The organism is Undibacterium sp. Tian12W (assembly GCF_049339405.1).
Classification (GTDB): domain Bacteria; phylum Pseudomonadota; class Gammaproteobacteria; order Burkholderiales; family Burkholderiaceae_D; genus Undibacterium.
Window position 1 is genome coordinate 339,969 of the sequence record NZ_JBMPPK010000002.1, and the last position, 14,070, is coordinate 354,038.

Sequence of the window (14,070 nt, forward strand, 5' to 3'; positions counted from 1 at the left end):
GGATATTTTTAACAGGAATAAATAGTTTCTTCATAGAAAGCGTGGTAAATCGTCTGCAAATTTGCTGCTGACTGTTAAAGTTCCGGTGTTGCAGAGTGCATTTCAGCAACTGGGACTAAGCCATGATGGCATGCTGATGCTGGCTCACATGTTGCGGCACGATCCCGCCGACTGGCCGTGCACCTTGCGCTTTGTTCCAGACTGCCTTGATTATGTCTATTTCTTGTCGATATAAAAACATATCAGTCACTGTTGAGCGCCGGAATAGAATATATTTACATTACAGTATTATTTGAAAATCAAAACTCCAACACTTCAGGCAATATAGGGGTCTATCAACTTACGGGTCTATCAACTTGCCAGACTTGAGCACAAGGATCAGCTTTGAGCGTGACCGGACGACATGAATTGAAGCCAGCGGGATTGCCTACCAGCCGTTTAGCCATTGCGCTGGCGGCCAGTCTGGTGCTGGCCATCATCGTCGGTGCAGCGACTGCTATCTGGATGTTGCGCATACAGGAAATCGGCAAGTGGGAAAAGCAGACTGAAACCTTCAGTGTCGTACTGGCAGAAACCGTCAGCCAGCAGATGGATTTTGCCTATACGGCACTCGATAGCATCGCCGAGCGCATACAGGACCGCTGGAGTGTCAGTGCTGAATATTTGTCAGGCAAATTATCTACCCATGATTTTCACCAGTTCCTGCGTGAAAAAGCTGCATTATCGCCCGCTGTAGAAGTCATCTCCGTGCTGGATGTCGATGGCAATGTCATCAATACTTCGCGCAACTTCCCCGCCCCTACCTATAGTCTGGCGGACCGTGATTACTTCATCGCCCAGCGCGATAATCCGGTACAGGGTACTTTTTTGAGTTCGTCAGTACGCAGCAAAACGACCGGCAAATGGATGTTTTTCCTCAGCCACAGGCTGACGGGTAGTGATGGTGAATTCATAGGCGTTGTCATCCTTGGCATGTCGCCTTCTTTCTATTCACAGTTTTATGAAAAACTCAGTGCCGATGGCCATGCCACCATAGGCTTGCTACGCAATGACTTTACCTATCTGGCGCGTTGGCCAGAGCGTGGCGAAGTCATGGGCATGCGTAATCTGACGGGTAGCACCTATGAACTGGTACATGAAAAAAACAAGAAATCAGGTGTGCTGATCACCAATAATCCGCGTATGTCAGAAGGTGGTAAATCTGTTACGCGGATGGCTGCCGTGCAGTCACTCGAAAAATATCCACTGATCATCAATTTTTCTGTCGATGAAGATTTATATCTGGCTGACTGGCGCAAAATCAGTACAGGCATCGTCATTGTCGCCATGAGTGGCATCCTGGCTATCGTCGCCGCCTTTAGTGTGTTGGTGAATTTACTGGAAAGACGCGAGCAGGACCTGGTCGTCACGACGGAACTCAAGCAACAGGCTGAAGTCATCAACCGCAACCAGGCGCATCTACTCAAAAACCTGACCGAGCAGCAAATTGCGCTCAAAGATTCATCCGACCGCCTGCAAGCCATCTTCCAGAATGCGGCGGACGGTATCATCATGATCGATGATACCGGCAAGATAGAAGCACTGAACCCGGCTGCTGTGGCGATCTACGGACATCCGGCCAGTGAGGTGGTGGGCAAGAATGGCAAATTCTTTTCGCCACCCGGCCAGCCTGATTTGCTGGGTCTGGCCATGAGCCGCCGCGAATTCCTGGAAACAGGCTGCCTGCGTACCGAGGCTGAACGCATGCGCAAGGATGGCAGCCTGTTCCCGGCAGAACTGGCGATCACCGAGTATTACCATGCGGGCAGACGCAAGCTGATCGTCATCGTCAGGGATATTTCCGAACGCCGCAAGATGGAGCGCATGAAGAGCGAATTCATCTCCACCGTCAGCCATGAACTGCGCACACCGTTGACCGCCATACGCGGGTCGCTAGGTCTCATCATGGGCGGCGCCATGGGGGCTGTGCCTGACAAAATCTCTGCCCTGATGGGTATGGCGCACAAGAATAGCGAGAGCCTGACGCGGCTCATCAATGATTTGCTTGATATCCAGAAAATCGAAGCTGGCAAGATGGACTTCGTCTTTGAATGCCTGCCTTTGCAAAACCTCTTGCAAACAGCGATTAGCAATAATCAGGCTTTTGCCCAGAGCATGAATACTGAAATCGTACTTGGCAGCCAGCTGGAGCAAGCCATGGTGATGGTGGATACAGGGCGTTTCCAGCAAGTCATGGCCAATCTCTTGTCGAATGCCTGCAAGTATTCACCCGAGGGGGCTGTGGTGCAGGTAATGAGCATGGCCAGGGACGACAATCTTATCCGTATCGAGGTGATAGATCAGGGCGCAGGCATACCCGAGAACTTCCGCGACCGCCTGTTTCAGAAATTCTCCCAGGCAGATTCTTCAGACACCCGCGCCAAGGGAGGCACAGGCCTGGGTCTGGCGATATCCCAGGCCATCATACGGCAAATGCATGGCGATATAGGCTATTACATGGCGCAGGATGCCGGGCATGACGCTGTGCAGGTAGGTGGTGAGGGCCAGGATGTCTTGCATACTGGCACGCATTTTTATATAGACCTGCCCCTGCATACAGAAGTCAATGGCGGGCTGGAATTACCTACGCCAAACCCAGATCCCTTGCCTTGACTCCGGCAAATACCTGATCAAGCTGGTTCGCGTTCAAGCCATAAATACGGCCAAACAAGCCACCCAGCACAGCACGGTATTCATTGAGCACAGGGTAGTCACGGTTTTGGAACAGTTTGCCAGCTTCCAGCGCAATCTGTTCACCAGCGACCTGTCCGCCTTTGATGCCGCCACCTAATACCCAATACACGCTGCCATGGCCATGGTCGGTGCCGTGCTTGCCATTTTCACGGAAGGTGCGGCCAAACTCGCTGATGACCACTACCGTGGTATTGCGCCAGTTGTCGCCCATTTCCTTGCGATAAGCTGCCAGGCCACGACCCAGCTCTTCAAACTTGACCGCCAGAGTACCGCTGGAACCACCCTGGTTGACATGGGTATCCCAGCCACCGACATCAATGAAGCCTAGCGCATATTTCTCACGCATGAGCCTGGCTATCCTTTGTGCCTCCAGCTCAAAACCCTTGGTCGAAATCGCATTGCGGTTGGCGCTGTTCATTTCTTCCTGCATTTCGCGGGCAACTTCATCGCGCATGGCAAAACCATCCTTGACTGCCTGTGACAGGCTGGTGTCGGCATACATCTGCAGGATCAGGTCGCGCTGGCGCTGATCAACATTATTCTTGCTGACATTGCGCAGTGCCGTATTGGCAATGTGGGCGCTACCCTGCATCGCCAGTGGCAATTGGTCGGTGAAGGACATGGCTGTCATCTTGCCATTATTGCCCAGCACCTTGGCCAGACGGTTCATGAAGCCGGAATGGAAATTGCGGCTGCCATTCAAGGGCTGGCCCATTTCTATACTGTCCTGGGTTTCAAAATGGCTGCGCGTCAGGTCCTCGGTGCCGGCAAACGGGATGAAGGCAGCTTCACCCTGCTGGAACATAGGGTAAATTGTCTCGCGCAAGGCCGGGTGCAGGCCCCAGTCAGCATTCAGCGCGAGAGCAGCATCTGGTGTCGAGCCTGGTCTGGCAATCGCGATATTGGGTCGTGATTCATAATAAAAATTGCTCGATGTCGGTATCAGCAGGTTACTGGCATCATAGCCACCGCGCAAAAAAACCAGCAGCAGGCGGTTTTGTGTGGCGGGTGCAGCCATCACCTGGCTGGATATGCCCAGCATGGCAGTCGATGGCAGTAAGGCCAGTGCTTTCAATAAGTCTCGGCGTTTCATGTCTGTTTCTCCGTGAGGATTAGCGGCGCATCATTTCAGGCGAGGCGAGGAACAAGGCATTCCACTCCTGCGGTGTACTTGCCTGGCTCAGAGCAGTTTGCGTGGCCGGGCTGAATTGCTTGCTCCAGTTTTTCACATAGCCCGAAGTTGCCAGCGCCGGCGGCGGTGGCTTAGGTGCAGCCGGCGCCGCAGGTGTTGCTGCCTGAGCTGTTGCTGTTGCCGGTAATGCGGGTGCTGCAGGTGCCGGTGACATTGCCGGTGCGGGCATTACCGGGGCTTGCATGCCACTTGCGGCAACTGGCGGTGTCATTGATGCTGCTGGCATGGCGGCGGCCGTTGTAGCAAGCGGTGCTGGCGTATCAACTTTGAACAAACCAGGGTTGCCGTTCGCGAGTGACCTGGCAATATCAAAGCGCACCGTCATCTGGCCTGAACTGGCCCAGGCGCTTTCATCAAGGGCATAACCATCCGGAGTCTGCCTGCCGTTCAGTTGCTGGCCCATCATGTTCAGCCAGTTCAGCATGGGGCCGGTATTGACTATGGTATTGCCGTCATACGCGAGGCGTACCGAGGCCAGCATATAGTGCATCGGGTCCTTGAATTTCTTGCCCAGCGAGGCGACGAATTCCTGGCTGTCAAACATGGTACGCAGGGTCGCCGGGATATCGCCATCGGTTTGCAGGAAGCGCTGCGCCATCTTCTCTACCAGGTCTTTCGAGGGGTTGTCTGCCACAAAGAACTGCGCCAGTTTCTGGCTCACATAACGCGCCGTGGCCGGTTGCCTGGACAGCATCAGCAAGACATCATCGAGTTCGGTAATGCCGCGCCCCTTGATGGTTTGCCCGAGGATTTGCTTGTCACCAAAATCATGACGCTGTGGCTGGAATTCAAACATGCCCTTCCTGACATACAGCTTTTCCTGCTCAGGTTTCATGCGCGGCGCATCCTTGTTCAGGCTGACACCAACACCTGTGAGTACCCTGGCCAGCTCCTGCACATCTTTCTGGCTGTAACCACCATTAACACCCATGGTGTGTAATTCCATCAATTCTCGCGCATAGTTTTCATTGAGGCGGTTGACGGCATTGTATTCATTGTCGAGATAACGCAGCATGGCCGGATGCATGACCGTCGCGCGTAGCAAGTCGCGGAAGTTGCCCAGGGCATTCGGGCGTATCGCCTGCTCTTCAAAATCACCAAGCATCGCCCGTATATTGTGCTTGCCGCTATGGATATTGAAATGATTCATCCAGAACCAGCTCATCTGTTCCTGCAACTGGTTGGAAGAGTAAATGTCACGCAGCAGAGCGCGGTTGGCGGCTTCCCTGGCCAGGCGTGTCATTTCCTGCTGGTATTCCTTACGCAGCGTGTCGTCCGTGCCTTTTTGCTGCTCAGAGGCAACGCGGCGTGCTTCCAGGTCGCGCATGGTATCCATGAAAGGTTGACGCGAAATAGTCATCGCATTGACCTGCGCCTGTATCGCAGCAGGCAGGGTGGCATTGCGCCCGCGCAACTGCTGGTCCAGGTAACGGTCCGGGCCCACGGTCTGCATGGCCTGCAATGTGGATGGATTGCTGCCCCAGCTCAGACGGTTCAACAAGGCTTCTGGTGCCACTGCGGCTTTGCTCAGTGTATTGCCTACCGGCGGCAGTTTGCTGTTATCCGTTGCCTGTTGCTGGGAAGTGGTGCTACAGGCACTCAGCAAGACCAGCATGCTGGCAGCCAGGGCATGTTGCAAATTCAGTCGGGTCGTCATTTCGCTCTGCCTTTTCCGTTGACATCCATCTATAACGCATCAATCGATAAACCGTGATACGCAGTATATGTATATTTACCCACATTTTCGTAACGCGCTGTAACAAAAATACGTGCCTGTCAACTGGAAGATAACAAACAGGCTTGCCTGTTTGGAAAGCAAGCCTGCTGGCGAACCGGGCTGATGAGGTGGGTTTTCATCAGCCGGCAGAGGATAAGGTGTCAGGCCAGATCCAGACCATCACCATCAAAATAATTGTCATCCGCAAATGCAGACTCTGCAGGAGCAGCATCAGCCAGAGGAGATGCATGGGCGGTACTGTCAGTATTGGTATTGATATTGGTATTGGTGTCACTGGCATTGCCAGGATTGCTGGTATTGCCTGTATCAAAATAACCGGGAATCAGATCACCACCACCCTGGTTGAGTTGCGCGGCGGCATTGTCAGTACTGGCCGCATGATGCTGGCCACCCATCAAATGCCCTATGCCCTGGAATAGAAAGGCACCCGCAGCGACACCTGCCGCAGTGGCAGCAACTGTACCCAGCACATTGCCAGCGCCACCACCGAAAAAGCCTGATGCCGGTGCCGCCACTGGTGCCGCCGCGTTCATATAGCTTGCCGGGAGAGGCGGTGGCAATGCCTGCCCGCTGACGCTGTAGCTGCTTGCAGGCTGGGCACGGCTGCTGGCACTATTGCCCCAGCCTGTCGTAGCGGGGTCAAGGAAGTTGCCTGCCGGTGCCGGGTTTCTTTGCGCCTGTAACTCACGCAACTGGGTTTGCAGACTGGTAATTTGCTGATTGGCATTGGCCAAAGCCTGATCCAGCAACAAGGCTCGCTGTACCAGCAGATAATGGGCATCTGGCTGCTTGCTGACGGCCTCATTGATCATCGCCAGCGCCTGCGCATCTTTATTGCTGTCTTGCACTTTCACCAATTGGTCGAGAAAGTTTTGTAAAACCTGGGTTTCTTGCGGGGACATGATCAACTCCTGTTGAGAGATACATTAATGCTGTCCCCTATCTGGTCATGGCAATGGTAATTTCAATGCCGTGACCAGCTTTACTGATCCCGGAGTGCACGCCGGTACTGTATCGCCTCAGCTACATGCGGCGTCGAGATATGGGCTGAACCAGCCAGGTCGGCTATCGTGCGGGCGACCTTTAATACGCGGTGATAGGCGCGGGCTGACCAGTTGAGTTTGGTCATGGCATTGCGCAAGAGTTGTCCAGCTTGTTCATCCGGTTGGCAGTGCAGGTCAATTTCTGTGGTCGATAACAGATTATTCGCCTTGCCCTGGCGCTGTTGTTGTCTGTCAAAAGCAGTTTCTACCCGCGCATGGATACTGGCACTTGCCTCACCATCGGCCTGCTTGAGCAAGTCCGCATGCGGCAGTGCGCCGACTTGTATTTGCATGTCTATGCGGTCCAGCAGCGGGCCGGAGATTCTGTCCTGATAACGGGCAATGATGTCCGGTGTACAACGACACTTGCCATTGCTGTGACCGAAGTAGCCGCAAGGACAAGGGTTCATGGCTGCTATCAATTGAAAGCGCGCCGGGAAATCAGCCTGACGCGCCGCGCGTGAGATGGTAATGTGACCAGATTCCAGAGGTTCACGTAAAACTTCCAGCACTTTTCTATCGAATTCCGGAAGTTCGTCAAGGAAGAGCACGCCTCTGTGAGCCAGAGAAATCTCTCCTGGACGCGGTGTTCCACCTCCACCCACCAATGCAACGGCAGATGCTGTGTGATGGGGCGCCCTATAGGGTCTCGCCTTCCATTTTTCTATGGAAAAGCCTGATGTCAGGGATTGCACTGCGGCTGATTCCAGTGCTTCCTGATCGGTCATGGTCGGCAAAATGCCGGGGAAGCGGGCGGCCAGCATGGATTTGCCGGTGCCTGGCGGCCCCATCAGGAGTACCGAATGTGAGCCTGCTGCTGCTACTTCCAGTGCGCGTTTGGCCTGTAACTGGCCTTTTACCTCTGCAAAGTCAGCATATTTGGGGCGACTGGGTCTGGAGGCTGGACGGTGACGTGCCAGTCTTTGCTCACCATCGACCCCAGCGAAGTGAGCGCATACCTGTAGTAGTGAATCTGCAGGGTAAATCGCAGCATCGCTGACCAGCGCCGCTTCATCCGCGTTCGCGCGTGGCAAGATAAAGGCGGGTTCCTGTGCCGAGTGTTGCTGGCTTTTGCATATCGCAAACGTCATTGCCAGTGCGCCGCGTATCGGCCGCAGTTCGCCTGACAGTGATAACTCTCCGGCAAACTCATATTGTTCCAGAGCATCTCCAGGGATTTGCCCGGATGCCGCCAGAATACCCAGCGCGATAGGCAAATCAAAGCGGCCAGATTCCTTCGGCAAATCAGCCGGTGCCAAATTCACTGTGATGCGCTTGTTCGGGAACTCAAAGCGGGCATTTTGCAGGGCGGCCCTGACCCTGTCCTTGGATTCCTTGACTTCGGTTTCGGGCAAGCCAACGATAGTGAAGGCGGGCAGGCCATTGGCCAGATGCACTTCTACAGTCACCTGTGGTGCATCCATGCCATTCAGGGCGCGGCTTTTGAGTACGGCTAGGGACATGCGGTCTGCGGTTTAGTTGTCTTTTTTTAGTCGGCTTTTTGCGGTGTTTCGAGTGCGGCTACGCGTGCCTCCAGGGCTTCGAGTTTGGCGCGGGTCTTGGCCAGCACTTGTGCCTGGATATCAAATTCTTCGCGCGTCACCAGATCCAGCTTGGAAAACCCCTGGCTCATCATGGCCTTGACGTTTTTTTCTATGTCCTTGGCTGGCGAGTTTTCGATTGCCTGGCTGATCTTGGCATGCATGTCATTAAAGAAATTTTGCTTATCCATTTTTACCCTCTATCTTGTAATTGCACATTTTTGGTGCGAATTAGGCATTGCCACTTTTTGTGCGAATTTGTTCTTGCCCGCAATTGGTGCACAAAGCTGTTTTTTTGCTTGCAGATTTACCTATGTGGCAATGATAGCGCATCTTGCCCAAGCTGCTACTGGTATTGCAGCGCAATATAAAAATCAGGCTGTGCTCAGGGTTTAGCGGGCTGTATGCATATTAATACACTCTGGGTTCTGTGCCTTGTCTCCAATTCAATGATGGGCTGATCCTGGTTGGCACGACTCCTGCTAACAGAGAAGGGAAATAAGAATTTAAGAGTTTGCCTGATGCAAGCAGTGGGTACGCAAATGGTCATAAGTGTCTATGCGTGCTGCTACGAGCTGAACACAGATTCTGTCCAGGGTTCAATCTAATCAAATCTTAATCAATAGGGGGAAGCGCAATGAAAAAACTAGTAATCGCCGCTGCTGTAGCCACAACATTCTTTGGTGGTTTTGCCCATGCAGAAGATGCCAAGCCTGAAGCCAAGCCAGACAATGAAGTCAGCTTCAATATTGGCGTCGTCAGCGAGTACCGCTATCGTGCGATTGCGCAATCACGCCTTGACCCTGCGTTGCAGGGTGGCGCTGACTATGTCCACAACCCCAGCGGTTTTTACGCCGGTACATGGTTATCTACGATCAAATGGACCAAGGACGCAGGTGGTGGTGGCGATCTTGAATGGGATTTGTATGCCGGTAAAAAAGGCGAGATCACCAAGGATGTGAGTTATGACGTTGGTGTTCTGTCTTATGTATACCCATCCAATGGCCTGAACAAGGTTGCCGGTTTTGCTGATGCCAACACAACAGAAATCTACGGCCAGGTAGGTATGGGCCCTGCCTATATCAAGTATTCACACTCTGTTACCAATCTGTTCGGTTTTGTCGACAGCAAGAACAGTGGTTACCTGGACCTGGGTGCAAACATTGAGCTGCCTGAAGGTTACACGCTGGCCCTGCATGCTGGCCATCAGACCATCAAGAACAATGGTGCCTATTCTTATTCCGATTGGAAAATTGGTGTGAATAAAGAGTTTTTTGGTGTGAATTTTGGTATTGCAGCGCTGGGCACGAATGCAGAGAAAAAACTGTATGTCACGCCAGCAGGCAAATTCACAGGCAAAACGACACTGGTATTGTCTGCAGTTAAAACATTCTAATATTCGAGGCGAGCATGAAACTGATTACTGCAATTATCAAGCCTTTTAAACTCGATGAAGTCCGCGAAGCGTTGTCCACCATTGGTGTACAGGGCATTACCGTGACTGAGGTGAAAGGCTTTGGCCGTCAGAAAGGTCACACTGAACTGTACCGTGGTGCAGAGTATGTGGTCGACTTCCTGCCCAAGACAAAAATTGAAGCGGCTGTAGATGACGCGATTGTTGAGCGCGCCATTGAAGCAATAGAAACCGCAGCCCGCACTGGCAAGATTGGTGACGGCAAGATTTTTGTCTATGACTTGCAACAAGTTGTGCGTATTCGTACCGGTGAAACCGGCAACGACGCACTCTGATAGCTAACCAGGGAGTTCACATGAAAAAACTGTTGAAGAACATGCTGGCGGGGGCTGCTTTGCTGGTCACTGTCGGTTTCACCTCTGTCGCATCGGCGCAAGATGCGTCAGCTAAAGCTGAACCTGCGGCAGCTTCTGCTGCCTCGGTTACTGCGTCGGCCAGCGCTTCTGCACCTGCAGCGGCACCCGTCCCGGCCCCGGCTTCCACTGCTGTTGTGGCGCCTGCTTCTGCCCCGGCAGCCGCGGCTGACCCTGCGGCAGCCAGTGCTGCCGCACCTGCACCAACGCCAAATAAAGGCGACACTGCCTGGATGATGGTTGCCACCCTGCTGGTTATTTTGATGACCATACCTGGCCTGGCACTTTTCTACGGCGGCCTGGTCCGTTCCAAGAACATGTTGTCCGTCCTGATGCAGGTCTTCATGATCTTCGCCGTGATTATTGTTCTGTGGTGTATCTATGGTTATTCACTGGCATTTACTGAAGGTGGCAGGTTCATCGGTTCGTTTGACCGTCTGTTCCTGAAAGGTATCTGGGACCCGGCCAAGGCAACATTTGCTACGGCAGCGACATTCAGCAAAGGCGTGGTGATACCTGAGTTTGCTTATGTAGCCTTCCAGGCGACCTTTGCAGCGATCACTTGCGGCCTGATCATCGGTGCTTTTGCAGAACGCGCAAAATTCACTGCTGTACTGTTGTTCGTCGTCTTGTGGTTCACGTTCAGCTACCTGCCTATTGCTCACATGGTCTGGTTCTGGACTGGCCCTGACGCGATCAAGGATGCAGCTACTGCGGCAACTGAATTGGCCAAAGGCGGCTTCTTGCAACAAAAAACCGCGCTGGACTTCGCTGGTGGTACGGTTGTGCATATCAATGCCGCAGTCGCTGGCCTGGTCGGTGCTTACCTGATAGGCAAACGTGTAGGCTATGGTAAAGAATCCATGGCGCCTCATTCCCTGACAATGACGATGATAGGCGCGTCGCTGTTGTGGGTGGGCTGGTTTGGTTTCAATGCCGGTTCCGCGCTGGAAGCGGGCGATGTCGCAGCACTGGCTTTCATCAATACTTTGCTGGCAACGGCTGCAGCAACAGTGTCATGGGTGTTTGGTGAATGGATGTCCAAAGGCAAACCTTCCATGCTGGGTGGCGCATCCGGTGCGGTAGCCGGTCTGGTAGCGATTACGCCAGCTTGCGGTTTCGTCGGCCCTATGGGTGCCCTGGTCATCGGCTTGCTGGCGGGTATCGTCTGCTTGTGGGGTGTCAATGGCCTCAAGCGTTTGTTGGGTGCAGATGATTCCCTCGACGTCTTTGGTGTGCATGGCGTGGGGGGTATCCTGGGTGCGTTGCTGACTGGTGTGTTTGCTGCACCATCCCTTGGCGGCCAGGGCATATTTGACTATATCACCAACAAAATGTCGGCTGATCCATACGACATCTTCGGTCAGGTCATGACACAGGCGACTGCAGTCGGCACGACCATCATCTGGTCAGGCGTCGTATCCTTCGTGGCTTACAAACTGGTTGATCTGGTAGTTGGCCTGCGTGTACCGGAAGATGAAGAACGTGAAGGTCTGGACATCACCAGCCATGGTGAGTCTGCCTACCACTCTTGATTCGGTTGTCGATTTGAACGCTATCTGAGTAACAAGTTTTGCCCAGCCTGTATCTGATCCTTCGATCAGGCTGGGGCAGTAAAGAGTATCCAAAGGTGTACCGTCAGTACCGTAATCAGAGCTTGCGGTCCTGAATTTGACAGGCTGTTTTGCATTGCGCAAAACAGCCTTTTTTTATCTGGCGGCGAGTCTACATCTGAACATCTGCACAAGTACTGGTCAAAAAAATACGCCACCCGCAGGTGGCGTATTTCTTAAAACGGTTTGTAAACTGAGAAGATATCCGTCAGCTTATTTTGCCTCAGGTGCAAATTTATTGGCAGGTACCAGCAGCCACAAACGTGCAAAGTCAGCAGAGCCATCACGGCCTTGTACCGACTTCAGTGTTTCAACAGCCTTGTCGCGTTTGCCTGCTCTCAGGTAAGCCATACCCAGATGCAGTTTTGCTTCATCTGGAGACTTCAAGCCACCTTTGGCGATACCTTGTTCCATCAATCCCAGGCCTTTGTCGTACTGGCCGTTAATGACGTAGTTGTAACCAATATTGACCATGCCGATACCGGTCTTGGCATTTTTGGCAGCGGCTTCACCAGCATCGAGGCTCTTGATATCGTCAGCGGCTTGCTTGTTGACGCGGTCGCGCAATTGCTTGTGCTTGGTCGCTTCCTTGCCGGTGCCCAGCACGTTGGCTGCGTAGCCTGCTTCAATCGCGGTTTTGGCTTCTGCTGGCAAACCTGCCAGCAAGGCCAACTCTGCCATATCAACAAAATCCGTGGCATCTTCTAATTTGCCGTTCAGGAATTGCAGACGATAGTAGTCGAGCAGCAAGCGGTCAGAAAAACCAGGTTTTTTCATAACGCGGTAAATCAGGTCTGTCCAGAATTCTGGTGTTGGGTACAGCGCAACCAGGCGTTCCAGCGCAACGGCATAGTTATCCCATTCCTTGAGCTGTTGGTAAGCAAGAGCCAGCAACTTGAGGTTGTCAGAACTGGTATTGCGTTTGGCGTTTTCATCGAATGCTATTTGGGTATTCAAGACTTTGACGACATTGGCAAAGTCGTTTTCCAGATAATAGGAACGGGCGATCAGATAGATCATGACTTCATTGCCTGGTGCTTTCACCAGGAAGCGATTACCCCATACCCTGGAATCAGCATATTTCTTTTCACCAAACAGAGTACTTGCCATGGCTTCCATCAAACGCTGTTTTTCTGGATCTTTCAGAAAATCAGTCGAAATCATATATTCGAAGGAGCTTGCCATCAGCGCAGAGTCATTGATACTGGATGCAACCACGGCGCGCAAACGGTTAATGGTAAACAGCTCGAAAGGCGTTTTCTTTTCCAGAGAGGCATCCATGGCATTAATTTTTTCCAATGCCTGAGGATATTGCTTGGCGGTCAGCAAGTCCTGGATTTCATTAAGTGGCTTGGCCATTTCCTGGCGTACTGTCTGCTGTTTCGCAGGATCAGCCGCTTCTTGTGCCTGAACGGCATTCACAGTCACGGGAGAGAAGCCAGAGCCAAGTGCTGCCAGCATCATGGCGGCGAACAGGTAAGAAGTTTTTTTCATGAATGATCCAGATAAAAAATGAAAATTATTGCAATAATGCAAAAACACCACGCAACAATCAATCAAAACACATCAATAATACAAATGACAACAGGCGTAGTACCGGCCTTCATCGCTGCTTATGCCCTGGCCGTTCCATGCAAGCCCGTTTCACAGTACGGAATCCGGCATTATAGCCGAGCTCTTGCCAGCATTACCATTTGCAGCCTGTGTCCACAACGGCGCTCACTGCCAGCGGGATGACAGCCAGTATGCCTATGCCCGAATATGCCTTCAGGCATTCTTTCTTTTCTGCCCGTCTGGTGCCTTCGCCTAGCCGCTTTTCCAGACTGTCGCCCCGCCTGTGGCTGGCCTGTATCTGTTCAATTTCTGTGGGCTTCATGGCCATGGCTGACTTGCGCACAGACTCCAGGTTCAGGCCCAGGCCAATCGGGCTTTCGGGGCTGATGCTTGTCTGAGATGTAGGCTGGCTGACGGTGTCAGTTACGATTTCTGCCGCTGGCCGCTCTGGGCGGGTCAGTGATCTGGCAGGTTTGTTCGTCGTGATGGGCCTGCTGGCTTCCTTCCTCGCTGGCTTTTCAGGTTTGGCAGGTACCTCCACAGGCTGGCTTGCCTTTGGAGAGACAGGTTTGGGGGCTATCGTCAATAATTGCAGGTACTGCATCAAGGGATGGCTCTCACCCGCCCTCGTAGTGGCGTGTTGATAACGCAGTAGTTGCCAGAAAAGCAGGTGGGCAAGAACGACCAGCAAGACGGTCATTGCCGGGAAGCCAGGTTTGCTGAGCCCATGATTTGCTGTTGAATGTGTAGTTGCCAGAGAAAATTGCATCATGCCTTTCCCAAACTGCCGTTCCGGTATCTTGACTCAGACAGCCCCTGCTTGTTAAAA

General features: G+C 52.8%; 11 protein-coding genes. 4 read left to right on the forward strand and 7 right to left on the reverse strand.

The features are described 5' to 3' along the window. Positions 1–390: 390 nt before the first annotated feature. Positions 391–2,652: an ATP-binding protein gene (locus tag ACO0LI_RS03575; protein WP_422949286.1), complete on the forward strand. Its 2,262-nt coding sequence runs from the start codon at positions 391–393 to the stop codon at positions 2,650–2,652. On the opposite strand, the gene ACO0LI_RS03580 is transcribed toward ACO0LI_RS03575, so the two are convergent. The 5 genes from ACO0LI_RS03580 to ACO0LI_RS03600 form a co-directional block, all read right to left on the reverse strand. Further along, a complete protein-coding gene (locus tag ACO0LI_RS03580; RefSeq protein WP_422949285.1) occupies positions 2,624–3,826 on the reverse strand; it encodes a DUF1501 domain-containing protein in 1,203 nt (400 codons plus the stop codon). The two genes, ACO0LI_RS03575 and ACO0LI_RS03580, sit on opposite strands and share 29 nt — an antisense overlap. 19 nt (positions 3,827–3,845) lie before the next feature. Next, a complete protein-coding gene (locus tag ACO0LI_RS03585) occupies positions 3,846–5,582 on the reverse strand; it encodes a DUF1800 domain-containing protein (RefSeq protein ID WP_423030897.1) in 1,737 nt (578 codons plus the stop codon). A gap of 221 nt (positions 5,583–5,803) precedes the next feature. Then, the gene (locus ACO0LI_RS03590) at positions 5,804–6,565 is read right to left on the reverse strand and encodes a DUF2076 family protein (RefSeq protein WP_423030899.1); all 762 of its coding nucleotides are present in this window, start codon (positions 6,563–6,565) and stop codon (positions 5,804–5,806) included. An 80-nt stretch (positions 6,566–6,645) separates the two neighbouring features. Further along, positions 6,646–8,169, reverse strand: a complete 1,524-nt coding sequence (locus ACO0LI_RS03595; RefSeq protein WP_423030901.1) for a YifB family Mg chelatase-like AAA ATPase — start codon at positions 8,167–8,169, stop codon at positions 6,646–6,648. 26 nt (positions 8,170–8,195) lie between these two features. Continuing rightward, positions 8,196–8,438: an accessory factor UbiK family protein gene (locus tag ACO0LI_RS03600; protein ID WP_423030903.1), complete on the reverse strand. Its 243-nt coding sequence runs from the start codon at positions 8,436–8,438 to the stop codon at positions 8,196–8,198. A gap of 446 nt (positions 8,439–8,884) precedes the next feature. Between ACO0LI_RS03600 and ACO0LI_RS03605 the strand changes: the two genes are divergently transcribed. From ACO0LI_RS03605 to ACO0LI_RS03615, 3 genes are read left to right on the forward strand one after another with little or no spacing between them, the layout of a single operon-like run. Continuing rightward, complete coding sequence (locus tag ACO0LI_RS03605) at positions 8,885–9,643, forward strand: TorF family putative porin (RefSeq protein WP_423030905.1); 759 nt, start codon at positions 8,885–8,887, stop codon at positions 9,641–9,643. A gap of 14 nt (positions 9,644–9,657) precedes the next feature. Further along, positions 9,658–9,996 (forward strand): P-II family nitrogen regulator, encoded by a 339-nt coding sequence (locus tag ACO0LI_RS03610; protein ID WP_422949254.1) that lies wholly within the window; start codon positions 9,658–9,660, stop codon positions 9,994–9,996. A 20-nt stretch (positions 9,997–10,016) separates the two neighbouring features. Then, positions 10,017–11,609 (forward strand): ammonium transporter, encoded by a 1,593-nt coding sequence (locus tag ACO0LI_RS03615; RefSeq protein ID WP_423030907.1) that lies wholly within the window; start codon positions 10,017–10,019, stop codon positions 11,607–11,609. Between the two features lie 291 nt (positions 11,610–11,900). On the opposite strand, the gene ACO0LI_RS03620 is transcribed toward ACO0LI_RS03615, so the two are convergent. Both ACO0LI_RS03620 and ACO0LI_RS03625 read right to left on the reverse strand, forming a co-directional pair. Further along, positions 11,901–13,181, reverse strand: a complete 1,281-nt coding sequence (locus ACO0LI_RS03620; RefSeq protein ID WP_422949252.1) for a tetratricopeptide repeat protein — start codon at positions 13,179–13,181, stop codon at positions 11,901–11,903. Between the two features lie 193 nt (positions 13,182–13,374). Then, complete coding sequence (locus ACO0LI_RS03625; RefSeq protein WP_423030909.1) at positions 13,375–14,010, reverse strand: hypothetical protein; 636 nt, start codon at positions 14,008–14,010, stop codon at positions 13,375–13,377. Positions 14,011–14,070: the final 60 nt, after the last annotated feature.